Below are 16,186 nucleotides of genomic sequence, written 5' to 3'. Positions count from 1 at the left end.
CTGCCCCTTATTGGTTGGTGGCGCCCAGGCACGCGGTGGTTACCCAATCCTGCAACGCTGTTAGTGCCCTGATGGCGTCGTCTCCATCGTTGGGGATGGCGACAATTCTTTGAGCAGCCGCTGGGTCAAGTTCGGCTCTCGCTTCTGCATCATCCAGGCCGGTGGTGGCGCCGGTGGCTCCCACTGCTGGGCAGCGGGCTGGAACTGACAGCCGCTGAGCGCCAGCACCGATACGAGCAAGAAGGGCAGCGTTTTGGGCTTGAGCATCTGTCAGGGCCTTTGTGTGTTCGGTGTCGATCTGCGCCAACAGCTTCTGAGTGTTGCGCCGGGACTCGGCGGCAGCGTTCAGTGTGGTGATGCGATCCGTCGCAATGGCCAGATCCTTGGCCTGTTCCTTGATGTGGCTCCAGCCGTACACAATCGCCACCGCACAAGCGGCCAGCGCATAGAGCAGGTAGCGATTCATTCTGCAATCTCGTAGGTAACGCCGAAGGCCTCGGGCTTAACCGCCTTGAACGAACCGTCAGCTCCCTTGACGATCCACTCGCCCGGCTCAGCGCGTTGTGTGCCTGCTGCTGTGTTCATCACCACTTGGCCGTTCTGGCGGTCGGTGAAGCCAAAGCCACCAGACGACACCAGCGCACCACAGAAAACGGTCACATCGTCCAAGTTGGAGCCAGTCCACTGGATGGCGTCGACGAGTTCGGGTTGCTTGCGGTATTTCATTGGGCGGCCCTGCACTTGGCGTTGCGTTCAAGTTGGCGAGTCCAGACGCCCCAGCATCGCCTGTTGCCCTGAGTGGAGCAGTCGAAACCAGCGGCATAGCGATACTTGAGAAGGTCGTTGCAGGCCTGGGCGTAGTTGCCTGCGAGCAGGTCGCGGCGCATCGAGGACGCACGCCAGTTGCCAATGCCGTACTGCCCGGTGAAGTCCATGTACAGATCGAACTCGGCTTGATGCAGCTTTACGCCCGGCAGTGATGCTGCGAACTGCTTCTCGGCCTGACTGTTCAGGTTGCGGGCCAGGACTTCGGCACGGGCCGGGGTGATGGTGTCGCCAATGCGGACTGGCCGGCCATCTTCGTAGCGTGTCGAGCCGTGGCCTATGGTGGGCACGTCGCCCTTGGTCGGGATGACGGCGGTATCGGTGTAGCCCTCGCTGGCCTTCCACGCACCAAAACCCGCAAGGCTCATGGTCAGCAGCCCTACGGCAATGCGGTTGCGTGATTGACTCATCGCTGACACTGGTCGCGCAGGGCCTGGATGCGGGCGGCGCTTTCGGCGTCCTCCCGACGATCACGGCGCACTTGGAAGTACGTGCTGATGATCAGGCCCAGCACCGCAACCACGACGCCAGACATACCAATCCAATTAACCTGGGACAGCCAGCCGGCAAAACCAGCAGCGCCACCAACGATCATGCCCTTGTTGGCAACGGAGACGCCCACCGCCTCGATAATCCCTTCTGGCGCCGGGTTTGCCATTTTGTGTGAACTCCTGACCGAGGCTTTCATGGGGGCCTCCAGAAACGAAAAAGCCCTGCGCGATGGCAGGGCTTTAAGATGATTTTTGAACACAAAAAACCCGACTCAGTGGCCGGGTTTCTGGTCTGTACTTGCTCTGGGCGAAGTACGGAAAGTGGGAAAAAGTCTGCCCCAGCCGCACGGGAAGGTCAAGCGGCCTCTTTCATCTGATAAATAATCACCGCTACCGGGCTCAGCGCCATCCTGTCCAAGTCCTCACAGCAGTTGAAACAGTTCCGCACAAAAACCTCCCAGTCACGCTCCCAGTTGCACGACTCAATGCGCACTCGATGCCGGTCAAACAGCCAAGCCCGGAACGTCTCCGGCTTCGCCAGCGGGTCAGGATTCGCGGACTGTCCGCCCTGGTGCATGTACTGGTACCGATACAGCACGCCAGCAACGACATACACCGCCTTCTCCCGCTTGGCTTTGGTCATGCGTGCCGACTTTGACAGAGCCATACCGAAAACCACTTCCTCGGCAGCCTCGCGTATGTCCTCGGTCAGCTCACGGGTGATGTGCGGCGAATACATAAACTCACCAAACACACGCACCTGCGGATGAAGCTTTGCTATTGCCGATTGAATCCAGCCCGCCAGCGTTGAATGAACCGAGTGATCTGCGGTTACTCCGCGTTCAGTGGTCTGCACAGCGGTACCCAGGAGGCAACGTTGCTCAAGCGAAGACAGGCCGCCCCGAGACTGGATGTAAGCGCAGTCATGCCAAGCCCTACGAGCACTGTTCAACTTCATACTTCCCCCATGCTGCGTAGTTCTGCGTAGGTCTGTTCAATCACTGGCACAGCGGCACAATGCGTACGTGAACGCCCGGCGTATCGCCCCAGCGCCGTTTAAACGATCCGTCCGTAACCTGCACGTCATCCTTGAACACAACGCCGTTGAGGGCATCACAGACAGCTTTGAGCACATTGTCTGCGTCCGGCTTTTTCGTGCAGGGCTCCTTCCCCTGCAGAGCCAGTGCCTTCCATTTTTTCGACTTGGATTGAGGCACGCCGTGGACAATACGCAGCTCGATCATTACCGGACCTTCGATCAAGTCGCGGCCTTGCATCACCTCCTGCGCAGCAAGAGCAACAAGTCCCTCGTAGGCCACGGTTTTGGATGGTGTGTACATGCGGGCAAAGTTACCCACCTTGCCGATGCGCGCTCTGCCCTTGCCTTGTGGCTCGCCTGGTACCACGAACGAAACAGGTTTGAGATCAGACATGCGTTTCTCTCCGAATACCAAGCTTTGCCAGCAGCATCGCCCTGGCGGATTGTGGGTTGGCTGGAATACCCTGCGCCATGACCAGCGCTTCGGCTTCCTTGCGCGAGTACTCCAACTGGACCTGTTCACGCGGCCGAGTGCTGTCGTGGCCAATGCCGTGAGCGATACGCCCTTCCAGCGGCTGGCCGGTCTGCGCACGGCGCACAACGATTGCGTAATTGCGTTCGAAGCGTTGGCGCAGGGCTTTGTCGTTGTGTGTGGCTGACTTGAGGTCGAACGTGCTGGTGGCTTCGGCTGCGATCTTGACGGCCTTGTGGCTGTAAACCCCCCGCAACGCTTCGTCCCAAGCTTGGGCCTCGCATGGCAGGTCGCTAGCCGACTTGCACAGATCCATAAAATCGCTTGGCGAGGGTGGAAATTTGCACTCCAGAACCATGCGTTGCAGGCCAGCGTTTACGGTGCTGTCATCCAAATCCTTAACCACAGTCATCCACACGCGGCGGGCCAATTGCTCGGCCTTTGCATCTCCGTAGTGTTTTTCATACCACGCAGGGAAAGCGGTTTTCAGGGTTGCGAATATACGCCGCACGGCTCGACGGGCTTGCTGCTCAAGCGGTGTGACGTTTTCGGCGGCTAGCTCACCAGTCGGTGTCGGTGAGGATGTCGTGAGCGTTACGCGTGCGGCGTTGAGCAGTTCGTCCACCGGTTTCATGGGTGTGTCCCTCGTTGGCTTGCTGGGTTCGGTATTGGCGTTTCAGTTGCTGGGCTAGCGCGTGCTCCCACTGCGCCTGGGTTTTCAAGTCGTCGGGGCGACTGATCCAGTACGAGCGGAATTCAAGAAGTTGATCAGCGTGGAAGGTTTGGTTGGCCATACCGTTGCGGTGCAGGACAGCGGTGAACGTCTTGGCGTCTGGCTCCCAAGCGTCGTGAAGCGAAAATTTCGTCTGCGCGGTATGTGTGTGTATATCTGTATCTGTATCTGTATCTGTATCTATATTCGTTGGGTTCTCGTTCAACGGAATTTCATCGGGCGTTGAACGGGCGTTGCTTTTCCGTTGCTTTTCCGTTGGCTTTTTGTTCTTTCTTGCCTCCGCTGAGGCCTTTCCGGCTGCCGAGCGCTGACTCTGTGCCGAGTGAACAGCATCAAGGTCTGCCTCAATGCGCTTGTGCTCCCACTCGTTACCGTTGTCGTTGAAAAACTCGTTCAACGAAGCTTCAACGGAAATCCAACGGTCGTTCGGAAGCCGCGCAATACGGGCCAGTCGGGCCTTCGGGATTGGCTTGCCTGTCTGCCAATAGTTAAAAATCAGCAACAAGTACGCACCGTGCTCCTCAGTGGTGAGGTGCATGGTGTCGGCCAGGTAATCGGCAACGTATAGCTGAATGTATGGGAGCGCGGCCATTATCAATCCCACCCCAGCGGGCCGGGACGCTTCTTCTCTGCCTTCAACCCAATCTCAGCCAGGGTTTCAAGTGAGTGCAGATATGCAGGCGTCACGACGATTGCTGATTGTGGAACGACACGCAGGCCTAGGAACGAAAGCACCTGGGCCCATCTTGCATACTCGCCATCGTTCCAGCGTGAAACGGTCGACTCACTCAACCCGGTTTCACGCGCTATCTCTTTCTGACCCACAGACAAAACCCGCTGCAAGATCAGGGTTTCTGTCTCTCGTGCGGTTTCATCGCCTTCTTGGCCTAATGAGTTCGTCGACATGCTCAAGCCGCCGACTCAGACGTTTCGTCGTCTGCCTTGAGCTCACCATTGGTGATTTTTTCCAACTGGTACTGACGCAACTTAGGGACTTCATTCCCCCACTGTCGAACGGCCTCATAGGTGATTTTGAGAGCGCTCGCCAGCTTGGGAATGGAGCAAAAATAATCGATAGCTGTCTGACGATTCATAGGCACCTCCAATGCTTGTGGTTCATATACAAGCATGCTTGTAGTCAATAAGCAAGCATGCTGGGCAAGCTAACTTGTAGATTGGCGCTATGAACATCACAGATCGAATCACGCAGCTTGTGTTGGCTCGAAAGCCGGATACGGGCGTGCGAGGCGTAAAACGCCAAATATCCAATACCTGCGGAATCAGTTACGAAGCTGTCCGCCAATGGTTTGCTGGCGATACCGGCAACATCAAAAACGAAAACCTTCTGGCGATTGCGGAAGGGTTCGACACGACTGTCGATTGGCTGCTTGTCGGTACCGGCGATCCACCAAAAAGACATGCCACGAGTAACGTGCTCACCGGCGACTTTACGCGTAAGCCTAAAGACGACGAGCTAATCATCCCTCAATACGATGTGGTGGGTTCAATGGGGCCAGGGAAGGTTGCACCCAGGGCTTACATCGAAACGGTCAGGAATATAACCGTGAGAACCGAATATCTACGCGAACAAGGCGTTGCCTACACGCACCCGTCGAATTTGTCCGTAATTACGGGCTTTGGCGAAAGCATGGGAGCAACGTTCGCCAGTGGCGATCCGCTGATCATTGACACGGGGGTAAATACCGTCGAGGTAGACGGCGTTTACGTGTTCACCCTGGATGACATGCTCTACATCAAGCGCTTGCAGCGGCTGCCAAAGATGATCCGGATGATCTCAGACAATGAAACCTTCCCACCTTATGACATCAAAGGGATTGAGCTCGACGGTTTGATTATTCACGCTCGCGTCTTAATGGCTTGGAACGCAAGGAAGCTGTGATATGTGGCAAAAAATGAAAAAGGGGATTTATTGGGCTTTGTTTTTGATCGTTGCGAGCATCGCCGGAACTATTGGTAAAGAGATTGGAAGCGAGCTGCTCAAGCCCAATAAGCAAGAAAACCTTGCCAAGATAGTCACAGAAGCCGCCTCACAACTGAATGCTCAGGCTCCTAAAAAGCTTGATGACGTCACTACGCTTGTTAGGGCTGAAGCAGTCAGCGGCAGCAAGCTTGTTACTTTCTATTCACTGAAAGACTTTGATTCGTATGCGTCAAACTTCAGCTTTTCTCGCTTGAAATCGGTAATTTCAAAGCAAATATGCGACAAACAAAAATCGAAGAAACCCTCGGCCCTATCAATGGGCATGTCCCATGTGTATGTGTACACGCGTGAAAACGGGACCGAGATTTCTCGGTTTGAAATCAGTAGTAAAGACTGCCTCGCAGTCAAATAAACCGCACTGAAAAAAGATGCCCGCCCCGAGCGGGTTTTTTTTCGTCCTGAAAAAATCAACACAAGAATACTTGCATATGAAACACCAGCATGCTTTTATAAGTACAAGTTCGCTTGTGCTTCTACGGAACACAACGAAACCCGGCGAAAGCCACCGCTCTTTAGCTCCAGTGCATCACCACTGCCGGATCAATACCGGCTCAGATTCAAAGGCAAGCGATGAACCGGCCTCAACGGTTCAGAGGGGTGGCAACTGCCCTGGGTGTGCAGCGCAAAGCACCGAATCAGTTTTCCAGCGGACAGAGTCGCGGCTGGAGAGAAGGAAACACAGGAATTTTTCACTGATGCACCTGGACGACCGGGTGCATTGGGAAAACAACCAACCAGGGAACACAACATGAACAGCACCACCAAACTCGGCAGCAAAATCAAAGTCGGCGACCTGTTGTACATCGGCCTGAATGGTCGCACCGGGAAAATCATCGAGTTCAAAACGCATCCGGGCTGGCCTGGTCTCCCCGGCCATACAGGCCGTGTGGCGATCACCGATCGGGGCTCAATCACGGTTATTGATCGGGATGTTTGCCGGGTGCCTGCATGACGGGCCTTTTCACTTCTGCCACTGGATCAGTGGCAGTGGGAAAACAACCACCGCCACCTTGGAGGCGAGCATGACTTACGAAGTGATTGTTGAAGGGTTCGTCCTCCAGGTGGAGGTTACGAGCTGCGAGAACGTCCCGCCAAACCTAAACAGCTGGGCCAGTGATTGGGATTTTCAGGGCAGCCGCGAACTGGAGTTCGTTGTTGTTTCGGGTATTACCTACGACGCCGACGGCGTGCGGATGGATGCCAGTGCTTACGAGTGCTACCAAGCCAGTCAGCTTTACGAGCACCAGATCGAGGCCGAGCTTTTGCGCCAGATCGACAGCCGCACGCGCCAGCAACGGTGGGCAGCATGAGAAGCAATCATGACATCGCAATCGGCATGCTCGACGGATATATCGAAAGCATGATCGACCCGCAGTGCAGCGCTATCGCAGTCAGGGCGTCAGCCAATACGGCGACTCTGATTTTCCGCTCCTTGGGTGTCATCACCGACAAAGAAGACAGTCATTACACCGAACGTCTGCGGCGCGCCTATGAGCGCCGGGAAGGAAGAACGTCATGACCATCATCGCCACCAACCGAAAAACACTTATCCAAGCCCTGTACCGCCTGGGCTTTTCTTTGGTCGCTGATCTGCCCCGCCCGATTCGCATTGAGGTTCGGCGCGGCATGTTGATTGCGAGGGTGTCATGACCAACCGCCAACGCCAGCGCCGCTATCTCTTGTGGCGCGGCTCATTCCCTGCCCTTGCCATCTTCACCGTTCTGATGCTGCTCAGCGCCTTCGCTGATCGAATCACTCAGTAGGTAAACCACTATGCCGATCGATCCTCGGGCGAACGCCCCCGAGCATATTGCTGCGCCTGCGCCGCTGCCTCACGTCAGCCGCCGCGCACTTAAACGCGTAAAAAACCCACTACCGGCACCAACCCACTGCCGCTACTGCTCTGGCGAAGTGAAGCTGGTGAATAACAGTGTCATTTACAACCGCGAGTACGGCGACTGGCCCTATATGTACCTGTGCTTTTCTTGCGATTCATACGTTGGGCTACACCCGGACACTGACATACCGCTAGGCACACTTGCCAACGCCGCGCTGCGCAAAGACAGAAACCTCAGCAAAGACCTGTTCTTCCGAGTGAGCAAGCAGCGGGGAATGTCTCGCACTCTGGCTTATCAGTGGCTGGCCGGAAAGATGGGGATACCTATCGACCAATGCCACTTCGGTTGGTTTGAACAGAAGGACTGCGGGAGGGCCGCAGTGATCTGTGTCGACGACTTGGAAGCCAGTACAAACATGGCAACAGCCTTTTCCAAGGCTCGGAGACGAGCATGAGCAACGTAATCTCTGTGCGCGCCTCGTCGTGGGGTTCGCTGTTCAACTGCGGTTATCAATGGGAAGGCGTTCACCTGCTGGGCATGAAGTCGGCCAGTAGCCCGCGCGCTTTGCTCGGTACCGCGATCCACGCCAGCACCGCGGCCTTTGATGCCTCGCGCGTCAACGGCGCCGGGCTTAGCGCTTTCGACACCGCCGAGCTGTTCATTGAATCATTGCGCAATCCTGACTATGACGTCGACTGGCGCGGCTCGGATATCACCCTTAACCAAGCCGAGGCCACGGGGCTGACGTTGCACACGATGTACTGCAACGAAATCAGTCCGCGCTATGAGTTCCAGGCTGTTGAGCTGACCACTAAGCCGCTGGAGATTGATTGCGGTGGCGGCGTGGTCATCCGGCTAACCGGACAGCTCGACCGGGCGCGGATCTGCAAAACCGGTACCGGCGTCGGCATTGCTGACGTGAAGACAGGCGGCGCCTCGGTTTCGCAGGGCGTGGCAAAAACCAAAGGCCACGCCCCGCAGATTGGCACCTACGAAATCCTGTACGAGCACACCACCGGCGAACCCATCACCGCACCCGCCCACATCATCGGCCTTAAAACCAAAGGCAAAGCTGAGGCGGGCATCGGCGAAATACGCGGTGCTAAGCAAATGATGGTCGGTACCGAAGAATTCCCCGGCCTGATCCAGATCGGCGCAGAAATGCTACGCACCGGTTTATTCCCTCCTAACCCGCAGAGCTTCACATGCAGCGCCAAGTACTGCACGCGCTGGTCTACCTGCCCTTATCACGAGTAAACAACCATGACCCAGACCACTTTGGCGCAGATGCAAACCAGCGCCGTCGCGAAACCTAAATCAAACGTACCGATGGGCTTCCTTACTGGTGAGGGCTTCGACCAACTGTTACGCGTGTCCAACATGCTCAGCAGCTCAACGATGGTTCCGGTGGCATACCGGGCGTACAAGGAAATCAAGCAAGATGGCCAGGTAACGGGCTACGAGAAAAACAGCGCCGGCATCGCGAACTGCGCCGTTGCTTTGAACATGGCCCAGCGGATGAACGCTGACCCGCTGATGATCATGCAAAACCTGCACATCATTGAGGGTCGTCCGAGCTGGTCCAGCGCTTTCATCATCGCGTCAATCAACAGTTGTGGACGGTATTCATCGTTGCGCTTTGTCCTTGGGGAGCCCGGCGAAATTATCGAAGTACCCTACACGGTCACTGAATGGGTTGCGCCAGCCGGTGGCGGCAAGAAACGGCCGAACGAAATAACCAAAACCATCAAGGTTCGTCACCAGACTTGTATGGCTTGGGCTATCGAAAAGGAAACCGGCGAGCGCCTTGAGTCTCCAGTCGTGTCTATCCAGATGGCTCTAGACGAGGGGTGGCTGACCAAAAAAGGCAGCAAGTGGCAGACCATCCCGGAACTAATGTTGCGTTATCGCTGTGCAAGTTTCTTTGGGCGACTGTACGCACCTGAACTGCTGATGGGACTGCAAACATCCGAAGAGGTGCACGACTTCATCGACGCCAAGCCGGACGACTCTGGCAGCTTCACGGTAAACCTTGGCGATCTTCAGGATCAGGCAGCACCACCTATCCCAGATCAAGAAGACACCAGCATTGAAGACGCAGAAATCGTTACAGATTCGGCAGAAAGCGCGACAAAAACGGCTGAATCCGCAACAGATCAGGCCGAAAGCACGACAAAAACCGCCGAAACCATCGAAGCCGCCGACACAGACGGCCTCAATATCGAGTAACCCCAATGGCAGCTCAATCAGTCGCTGAAATATTCGACCGCGTTGAGGAGTTCGCCGCCCTGTTAGCCGTCGCTGAGCTTATGGCCAGCGGCGCCTGGGAATTGGAGTTCACCGAAAACATGCGGGCCAACTTCACGCGCTACGGCGCTCACACTCATCTGAGCCCGACACAAAAGTCGAAGCTCGAACGCATCGCCAGAACAGAGGACTAACCCCATGAAGACAGAACACAAGGCCATCATTGATCGCGCCAAGCTTCTGGATACCCCGCCGTCTGTGCTGGCGCATGAGCTGCTGGTGCATGACCTGGTGAATGCGGGTTTGTTTGAACTGAAAAACCTGCACTCGCCATACGGCAAGTTGAATGAAGGCCAGCAGCAGGAAGTCATTGACCGGTTGAGCAAAGCCGCGACAGAGGCGGTACATAACGCCATTGCGATCATCAGTTCGCGCAAAGTCTCAACCATCGAAGTCACCATGAAAGAGGTCAAGTTCAACTCAAAGCAACTGACCCTGACCTCTATCGTCGATGCGAAAGATCCTAACCGCCATGACCTTATCGACAGTGCCGGCCGTCTTTGCCTACTGGTGATGGCACCGGACGATTACGCTGAGGGCCTGGACTTCATCCAGCCTGATCGCGACCAAGCTGAATTCCCGCTGCATGTCAGTGAGCTGATTGGCAGTCTTTTTAGCGGCCAATCTGGCGGCGCAGGCGAGCAAGACGACGAGCCTGATTTTATTGGCGACCAAGACCCGCTGTATGCCGAGGCCGTGCAGTTCGTAGCTGAGACGCGCCGGGCCAGCATCAGCGCAGTGCAGCGCAAACTGAAAGTCGGCTACAACCGCGCGGCTCGCATGCTTGAGTGGATGGAAACGCAGGGCATCGTGACGCCGATGGATACCAACGGCGGGCGTGACGTTCTGGCACCCCTCAGCGCCAACAGCCAAGACGACGATATTGTCGACGCCGAGTTTGTTCCGGAGCAAACCTTCGGCAAAGAGTTCGGCGACTTCACCTACGAAGACGCGGCCCAACTGATCGTCCTCAAGGCCACCATCTTCGACGCAACGTGGCTGCAAAGCCGTCTCGCCATCGACAGCGATCAAGCCAGCACACTGCTGCTGCGCCTGGTGGATAACGAAGTTATTCAGCTCGAAACCGAAGCTGAACTTTCAATCGATAACACCTACAAGGTCATTGCCTCGCTGGACGACCTCTCTATAAACCTGAGTGTGGAGTAAGCCATGCGTATCGAAAGCATCTACGTTGAAAACTTTCAGGGCTTGCGCCACGCAAACCTGGCCCTTTCCGCGCCCATCACTATGGTGTGCGGCCTCAACGGCGCCGGTAAGTCCAGCATGAAAGAAGCGGTCGGTCTGGCGCTGGGCGAGTCAGCCCGGATCGCGCACAAAAAGGACTACGCCAAGCTCGTAACAGAAGGTCAGAAAAAAGCTCAGATCATCATCGGCCATGACGGCGTGGCCAGCAGCATCACCCTGCCTAATGGCAAAATGGATCGCACTGATGTGGCTGGTCAAGATTACTTGCCCTATGTGCTCAACCCTGACGCCTTCGCCAAGCTCGACGACAAATCCCGGCGCTCACTGCTTTACGCACTGACTAAATCCAGCCAAAAGCCTGCATTGATCGTTGAAAAGCTGGCCGCCAAGGGCGCTGAAGCTGCAAAAATCGAGAAGATTAAGCCGCTGCTGCTGAGTGGCTTCAATGCTGCAATGGAGCAGGCCAAGACCTACGCCAGCGAAAGCCGTGGCGCGTGGAAGGGGCTGACCGGTGAGGTCTACGGCAGCGAAAAGGCCGAAGGCTGGATGGTGACAATCCCTGCGCTGGACGATGGCATACCCGAGGTGTCGCAGGAAGATTTGGCACAGGCTCGTGCCGAACATACGAAAGCCGTAGATGAAATCGGTAAGGGTGACCAGCACCTGGGCGGGTTGCGTGCCAAGCGCGAAACTGCTGCCAGCATGGCAACGCGCAAAACCGAAATAGAGGAAATATTCCTACAGCTTTTCCGCCGCAAGACCAAGCTGGAAGCGACTAACACCGGGCTAGAGGAATGGAAGGTCAAGATTGCCGAGGCCGAGCAAAAGGTTGAGGCGCATTCTGGCGAGTCTTCGTGCAACTGCCCGGGCTGCGGAGTGATGTTGAAGGTTGTCGGCAAAGGCATTGAGCTGTTCAAAGGCAAAACCGCTGACTTGAACAAGCAGGCAGCCGCAAAGCTTGGACTTCAAAAGGCCAACGATGCATACAGCTTGCTGCTTCGCACGCAGGCCAATGACCTGAAAGCCGTTGCCGAGTCTGAGCAGGCAGGTCGCGACCTTGATGCAATGGCCGAAACCGCTGGTGAAGTGGTCACAGACGCAATGATCCAGCGGGTTGTGGATGCCATTAACGTGCAGCGCAACCTTCGCGATGCGGCGGCCGCCAAGGTCGAAGCCATGCGCGAGCGCATTGACATGATCACCAACGCTGAGACGAAGGCCGAACAGGCCGCGCAGCATCACGAAGATGTGAAGGCTTGGACGTTGATTGCTGCCGCACTGGCACCGGATGGCATCCCCGGCGAAATCTTGGCCGGTGCTCTGGAGCCGATTAACCGCAGCTTGGCCAAGCTTTCCACGATTGCGGGCTGGCCTGCTGTTTCCATCGGCCCTGACATGGCAATCACCGCAGCGGGTCGCCTCTACACGCTGTTGTCGGAGTCAGAACGCTGGCGCTGTGACGCACTGATCGGGCTGGCCATTGCCATTGCGTCGGGCTTGCGTTTGGTGGTGCTGGATCGCTTCGATGTGCTGATCACCAAGGCGCGCTCCCAGCTTCTGGCCCTGCTGCTCAGCTTGGCCAAGTCCGGTGAAATCGAAACAGCCATTATCTGCGGCTCGCTCAAAGAGAAACCCGCCAAGCTGCCGGCCGAGTTCAATGCGGTATGGATCGAAAACGGCGTTGCAGGGGAAGACGTGCAATTGCAGCAAGCCAGTTAAGCCCACCCCCTACTCCACAGGCGCCAGCACGGCGCCTTCTTATTGCCTACAGGAAAACCAACCATGAACCTGATCACCCCTTACGATACAGAGACAACCGGCCTGCCACTGTTCCGTGACCCAAGCGACGATCCGCGCCAACCGCACCTGGTGGACATTTGCATCTTGGCCTACAGCGCCGACGGCGCGCTGGTTGATTCCTTCGAAGCAATGATTCGCCCTGACGGTTGGGTGATCCCTGCCGAAGTGACCGCGATACACGGTATCACCAACGAAATGGCGATGGACTTGGGTATCCCTGAGTCGGAAGCGCTAGATGGTTTCATGGCCATTCATGACCGTTCGGGCCTGCGGGTTGCCCACAACATCAGCTTTGACGACCGCATCATGCGCATTGCCCTGTCGCGGTACCGGGGCAAGGAAGCGGCTGATGCGTTCAAGGCGACTGCCGGGTACTGCACATGCCAGTCGAGCAAGAACCTAGTGCAGTGCCCGCCGACCGCCAAGATGATCGCCGCGGGCTTTGGTCGACAGTTCAAGGTTCCGACCGTTGCTGAGGCACTGCGCCACTTTACTGGTGAAGAGCTGGTCGGCGGCCACCGTGCGCGGCCTGATACCGAGGCTTGTGCCCGGGTTTACTTCGCCATGAACCCACCTACTCAGGTTGCCTAAATAAAAACGCCCCGCAAGGGGCGTTGATTCATTCAGATTTCTGGCCGTTGCCGACGCTTCTACCGCGATCAAGCCCCCAATCAAGAGCCTGATCGATTGTCATGCCGACAACATTGTCAGTGTAGTCCTCAACAATTGGCTCACCTTTACCCGTATACACGCCAACAAATAATTGATTAGTTCCATCGTCCAGAGTCCTGGCCCGAACATCGACTTGGGTGCCGTTTTCCAGTTTTAACTCATTACTTTTGATATTGGCTTTTACAGCAGCCCAGTCGAAATATGTCTTTGTCCTTTGAAGCATCTCCCTACCCCTAGTGGTTATTTGAACTTGGAGTAAGGCACACATACTCCGAACACGCCAACCTGGCGAGGCCCCCATGAACCCACTTGCACAGCAGGCGCTTGACCGTGCCCGCGAATCCGCTGCACCCGCCCTGATCGTTCCGATTCAGGCCGCCCAGCCACTGCCTGAGCTGGTTATCACCGGCCCTATCAACCGCGTCATGGAGCTGGAAGGCAGGCACTACGCCGAAGAAGTCGTTAAGTCCCTCGGTTCATCCATCCGCAACCCACTGGTGGTGGCCAGCACCATTCGCAACCTGACGCTGAATGCCGCTGCAAAGCCGTCGAGCTACGCCAGCGGAATCAAGCAAATTATTGATCTGTTGAAGGTGAAGCCATGACTAAAACAGTTCCGTTTGAATCCCACGTCATCACCGCGCTGGCCAATCACGAGCGCCTGATCCAACAAATCGGGCAGATGAAAAGACAGATCTCCGCGCACCTAGCTGAGTGCCCGGTGATGAAAAAGATCAACAGCCCGGATATCGCTACGGACGAATACTACGGGCTGATGGATCAGAAAGGGTTGGTCAAGACCCACCTCTGGGAAGCGTTCAACGAGACAGTCGAAAGCGATTACGGCAACCAAGTCAGCATGAACAGCGACGATCAGGAAATACACCTGACCGAAGAAGACACAGGCTGTGAACACTGTTATGCAGCTTGGCGTGTGATCCGTGATCGCCGCGAGGTACGCCAGAAGCTGGGGAGTGCTCGCCGTGCGCTGCGCATGCTGGGCAAGTCAGCGCTGAAGGTGTTGCCATGACCGCCCTGCGCCGAACCGTTCAAAAGCGCGGCATCCCGATCCAGAGATTGGATCTGCAAACCATATGCGACAAATGCAACAGGTCACGCGCCCATGGCAACCACACCAAATGCAGCAAATTGCGCCAAGCCCAAGCAGTTGAGCGGCGCGCACGGGAGAAGGTATGAGCAAATTTATCTGGAAACTGCGGGCATACCTGTACATGCGAAGCCGTTGCGGTTGGGCTCGATGGGATATGGTCAGCTCGCTTTATGAAACATTCCCCGGCTGGTCACCTCAAGCCGCGATTGACGAAGACTTGAGTTACTGGAGCTAAGCCAGAGCAATAAGCCGATGCTGAGCATTGAGCGTGATGGCAGCACGATCGTCGTGCGCTGCACTGACTTCAAGCGCCAAACCTAAAAACCAACCCTCACAACTCAATCAACCTGCCGATGATCGGCAGCGAGGTATTTCTATGTCTGAGATTCAACGTAAAAAGATGTGTATCTACCACGGCAACTGCGCTGATGGCTTCGGTGCGGCCTGGGTAGTGCGAAAAGCTCTTGGCAGTGATGTTGAGTTCGTAGCTGGTATCTACGGCCAAGAGCCGCCGGACGTAGCTGGCAAGGACGTGGTTATCGTCGACTTCAGCTACAAGTACGACATACTGGCGGCGCTTGCACGCAAGGCGAATAGCGTTATCGTGCTAGACCACCATAAAAGCGCTGCCGAAGACTTGGCCCGCTTTGAGTCGTTCCACGCAGGCGTTGAAGAAGACACCCGGCGCGATGACGGAGCCACATTGCTTGGCTGGAAAACAGCGCACGTTATGGCTAACTCGCAAAACGGCCCAACGATCGCTTGCTGTTTCGATATGAATCGTAGTGGCGCGATGCTCGCCTGGGATCACTACTTCCCCAATCAAGAGCCACCTCAGTTATTGCGACACATCGAGGATCGCGACCTTTGGCTATTCAAGCTTGAGGGCACCCGGGAGATCCAAGCCAACCTGTTCAGCTACCCCTACGACTTTGAAGTATGGGACCAACTGGTGGCCGCTGATGTTCTCACTCTGGTTTCAGATGGGGCGGCAATTGAACGCAAGCATCACAAGGATGTTGCAGAGCTGGTTGGCGTGACGAAACGACGACTGAAGATCGGAGGCTTCGACGTACCAGTCGCATCCCTGCCTTATACATTGACCAGCGATGCCGGTCACTTGATGGCACAGGGCGAGCCATTCGCAGCCTGCTATTGGGATACGCCGACTGGGCGAGTGTTCAGCCTACGCAGCACTGATGAAGGAATAGACGTTTCGGAAATCGCCAGCCAGTACGGAGGCGGCGGTCACCGTAACGCTTCCGGCTTTCGCGTGCCATTCGGCCACGAACTTACTCTGTAACAACCCATACTCCAGTAAACCAGCCGCTACCGGCACAGCGAGGTATCTCTATGCACGCTCTAATGCAGAACACCCCTAACATCGAAGCGCAACCAACCGAACTGATCGCGCTGCCCGAGGTGATCAAGATTACAGGCTTCAAGACCACGAAGATCTACGACATGGTGAATAAAGGCGCTTTCCCGAAGAAAGTCCGTGTCGGGCCTCGCGCTGTGCGCTGGGTTAAAGCCGAAGTCTTGGGCTGGGTAAACGAACGAATGGCGGCACGCGGGTAACGCCGCATACACAGGGGGTTACCTATGGCAAGCGCAGCAGCAGTAATGGCAGATCAATGTCCGCCACGCATTCTCAGGGCCGGTAAAGCGCCCGCCTACCTCGGCATGTCGA

The 16,186-nt window shown here is 56.2% G+C and carries 28 protein-coding genes and 1 pseudogene; 18 read left to right on the top strand and 11 right to left on the bottom strand.

Annotated elements, in window-relative coordinates:
• Positions 1-7: 7 nt before the first annotated feature.
• The 10 genes from HBN61_RS07370 to HBN61_RS07325 form a co-directional block, all read right to left on the bottom strand.
• Complete coding sequence (locus HBN61_RS07370; RefSeq protein ID WP_170046449.1) at positions 8-466, bottom strand: lysis system i-spanin subunit Rz; 459 nt, start codon at positions 464-466, stop codon at positions 8-10.
• A complete protein-coding gene (locus HBN61_RS07365; protein WP_170046448.1) occupies positions 463-726 on the bottom strand; it encodes a hypothetical protein in 264 nt (87 codons plus the stop codon). The genes HBN61_RS07370 and HBN61_RS07365 overlap by 4 nt, the downstream gene beginning before the upstream one ends.
• Positions 723-1,235 carry a glycoside hydrolase family protein gene (locus HBN61_RS07360; RefSeq protein ID WP_097192789.1) on the bottom strand — a complete coding sequence of 171 codons (513 nt, stop codon included), beginning with the start codon at positions 1,233-1,235 and terminating at the stop codon, positions 723-725. Before HBN61_RS07360 ends, HBN61_RS07365 begins: the two co-directional genes overlap by 4 nt.
• Positions 1,232-1,513, bottom strand: coding sequence for a holin (locus tag HBN61_RS07355; RefSeq protein ID WP_257016859.1), 282 nt, complete (start codon positions 1,511-1,513; stop codon positions 1,232-1,234). Before HBN61_RS07355 ends, HBN61_RS07360 begins: the two co-directional genes overlap by 4 nt.
• Positions 1,514-1,671: 158 nt before the next feature.
• Complete coding sequence (locus HBN61_RS07350) at positions 1,672-2,274, bottom strand: hypothetical protein (protein ID WP_170046447.1); 603 nt, start codon at positions 2,272-2,274, stop codon at positions 1,672-1,674.
• Between the two features lie 40 nt (positions 2,275-2,314).
• Entirely contained in the window at positions 2,315-2,749 is a 435-nt protein-coding gene (locus HBN61_RS07345) for a RusA family crossover junction endodeoxyribonuclease (protein WP_170046446.1), read from the bottom strand.
• Entirely contained in the window at positions 2,742-3,461 is a 720-nt protein-coding gene (locus HBN61_RS07340) for a replication protein P (RefSeq protein WP_170046445.1), read from the bottom strand. The genes HBN61_RS07345 and HBN61_RS07340 overlap by 8 nt, the downstream gene beginning before the upstream one ends.
• Positions 3,388-4,152, bottom strand: a complete 765-nt coding sequence (locus HBN61_RS07335) for a DUF1376 domain-containing protein (protein WP_170046444.1) — start codon at positions 4,150-4,152, stop codon at positions 3,388-3,390. Before HBN61_RS07335 ends, HBN61_RS07340 begins: the two co-directional genes overlap by 74 nt.
• A 2-nt stretch (positions 4,153-4,154) precedes the next feature.
• The gene (locus tag HBN61_RS07330) at positions 4,155-4,466 is read right to left on the bottom strand and encodes a helix-turn-helix domain-containing protein (protein ID WP_047277575.1); all 312 of its coding nucleotides are present in this window, start codon (positions 4,464-4,466) and stop codon (positions 4,155-4,157) included.
• A gap of 2 nt (positions 4,467-4,468) precedes the next feature.
• Positions 4,469-4,654, bottom strand: a complete 186-nt coding sequence (locus HBN61_RS07325) for a Cro/CI family transcriptional regulator (RefSeq protein WP_170046443.1) — start codon at positions 4,652-4,654, stop codon at positions 4,469-4,471.
• An 89-nt stretch (positions 4,655-4,743) separates the two neighbouring features.
• Between HBN61_RS07325 and HBN61_RS07320 the strand changes: the two genes are divergently transcribed.
• The 13 genes and pseudogenes from HBN61_RS07320 (at position 4,744) to HBN61_RS07265 (ending at position 13,304) form a co-directional block, all read left to right on the top strand.
• Positions 4,744-5,460, top strand: coding sequence for an XRE family transcriptional regulator (locus HBN61_RS07320; protein ID WP_169862613.1), 717 nt, complete (start codon positions 4,744-4,746; stop codon positions 5,458-5,460).
• A 1-nt stretch (position 5,461) separates the two neighbouring features.
• The gene (locus tag HBN61_RS07315) at positions 5,462-5,914 is read left to right on the top strand and encodes a hypothetical protein (protein ID WP_047277580.1); all 453 of its coding nucleotides are present in this window, start codon (positions 5,462-5,464) and stop codon (positions 5,912-5,914) included.
• A gap of 396 nt (positions 5,915-6,310) precedes the next feature.
• Positions 6,311-6,514, top strand: a complete 204-nt coding sequence (locus HBN61_RS07310) for a hypothetical protein (RefSeq protein WP_170046442.1) — start codon at positions 6,311-6,313, stop codon at positions 6,512-6,514.
• 70 nt (positions 6,515-6,584) lie between these two features.
• Positions 6,585-6,872: a hypothetical protein gene (locus HBN61_RS07305; RefSeq protein WP_170046441.1), complete on the top strand. Its 288-nt coding sequence runs from the start codon at positions 6,585-6,587 to the stop codon at positions 6,870-6,872.
• A complete protein-coding gene (locus HBN61_RS07300) occupies positions 6,869-7,081 on the top strand; it encodes a hypothetical protein (protein WP_170046440.1) in 213 nt (70 codons plus the stop codon). The genes HBN61_RS07305 and HBN61_RS07300 overlap by 4 nt, the downstream gene beginning before the upstream one ends.
• A complete protein-coding gene (locus HBN61_RS22600; RefSeq protein ID WP_262498731.1) occupies positions 7,078-7,212 on the top strand; it encodes a hypothetical protein in 135 nt (44 codons plus the stop codon). Before HBN61_RS07300 ends, HBN61_RS22600 begins: the two co-directional genes overlap by 4 nt.
• A 123-nt stretch (positions 7,213-7,335) precedes the next feature.
• Entirely contained in the window at positions 7,336-7,854 is a 519-nt protein-coding gene (locus HBN61_RS07295; RefSeq protein WP_169907522.1) for a zinc-finger-containing protein, read from the top strand.
• The gene (locus HBN61_RS07290) at positions 7,851-8,657 is read left to right on the top strand and encodes a PD-(D/E)XK nuclease family protein (RefSeq protein WP_169907524.1); all 807 of its coding nucleotides are present in this window, start codon (positions 7,851-7,853) and stop codon (positions 8,655-8,657) included. Before HBN61_RS07295 ends, HBN61_RS07290 begins: the two co-directional genes overlap by 4 nt.
• 6 nt (positions 8,658-8,663) lie before the next feature.
• Complete coding sequence (locus HBN61_RS07285; RefSeq protein ID WP_170046439.1) at positions 8,664-9,629, top strand: hypothetical protein; 966 nt, start codon at positions 8,664-8,666, stop codon at positions 9,627-9,629.
• Positions 9,630-9,634: 5 nt separating this feature from the next.
• The gene (locus HBN61_RS07280; protein ID WP_169907526.1) at positions 9,635-9,841 is read left to right on the top strand and encodes a hypothetical protein; all 207 of its coding nucleotides are present in this window, start codon (positions 9,635-9,637) and stop codon (positions 9,839-9,841) included.
• Positions 9,842-10,376: 535 nt separating this feature from the next.
• Positions 10,377-10,562, top strand: a pseudogene (locus tag HBN61_RS22595) (DNA translocase FtsK); the annotation flags it as partial.
• Positions 10,563-10,877: 315 nt separating this feature from the next.
• Positions 10,878-12,632: an AAA family ATPase gene (locus HBN61_RS07270; protein WP_097192801.1), complete on the top strand. Its 1,755-nt coding sequence runs from the start codon at positions 10,878-10,880 to the stop codon at positions 12,630-12,632.
• 63 nt (positions 12,633-12,695) lie between these two features.
• Positions 12,696-13,304 (top strand): 3'-5' exonuclease, encoded by a 609-nt coding sequence (locus HBN61_RS07265; RefSeq protein WP_170046437.1) that lies wholly within the window; start codon positions 12,696-12,698, stop codon positions 13,302-13,304.
• A 28-nt stretch (positions 13,305-13,332) separates the two neighbouring features.
• Here HBN61_RS07265 and HBN61_RS07260 read toward each other — a convergent pair whose 3' ends face one another.
• Positions 13,333-13,608, bottom strand: a complete 276-nt coding sequence (locus tag HBN61_RS07260) for a hypothetical protein (RefSeq protein WP_170046436.1) — start codon at positions 13,606-13,608, stop codon at positions 13,333-13,335.
• Between the two features lie 76 nt (positions 13,609-13,684).
• Between HBN61_RS07260 and HBN61_RS07255 the strand changes: the two genes are divergently transcribed.
• From HBN61_RS07255 to HBN61_RS07235, 5 genes are all read left to right on the top strand, one after another.
• A complete protein-coding gene (locus HBN61_RS07255; RefSeq protein WP_170046435.1) occupies positions 13,685-13,990 on the top strand; it encodes a hypothetical protein in 306 nt (101 codons plus the stop codon).
• The gene (locus HBN61_RS07250; RefSeq protein WP_169896991.1) at positions 13,987-14,415 is read left to right on the top strand and encodes a hypothetical protein; all 429 of its coding nucleotides are present in this window, start codon (positions 13,987-13,989) and stop codon (positions 14,413-14,415) included. Before HBN61_RS07255 ends, HBN61_RS07250 begins: the two co-directional genes overlap by 4 nt.
• Before the next feature lie 163 nt (positions 14,416-14,578).
• A complete protein-coding gene (locus HBN61_RS07245; protein ID WP_169835958.1) occupies positions 14,579-14,731 on the top strand; it encodes a hypothetical protein in 153 nt (50 codons plus the stop codon).
• A 141-nt stretch (positions 14,732-14,872) separates the two neighbouring features.
• Positions 14,873-15,799: a phosphohydrolase gene (locus HBN61_RS07240; protein WP_262498730.1), complete on the top strand. Its 927-nt coding sequence runs from the start codon at positions 14,873-14,875 to the stop codon at positions 15,797-15,799.
• Positions 15,800-15,849: 50 nt separating this feature from the next.
• A complete protein-coding gene (locus HBN61_RS07235) occupies positions 15,850-16,074 on the top strand; it encodes a helix-turn-helix transcriptional regulator (protein WP_262498729.1) in 225 nt (74 codons plus the stop codon).
• The last annotated feature ends 112 nt before the right edge of the window (positions 16,075-16,186 follow it).

The sequence above is a fragment of the Pseudomonas sp. WS 5071 genome, from assembly GCF_012985765.1.
GTDB classification, from domain to species: domain Bacteria; phylum Pseudomonadota; class Gammaproteobacteria; order Pseudomonadales; family Pseudomonadaceae; genus Aquipseudomonas; species Aquipseudomonas lundensis_A.
The sequence above is the reverse complement of the archived record's forward strand: the minus strand, read 5'-3'. Positions and strand labels throughout refer to the sequence as shown.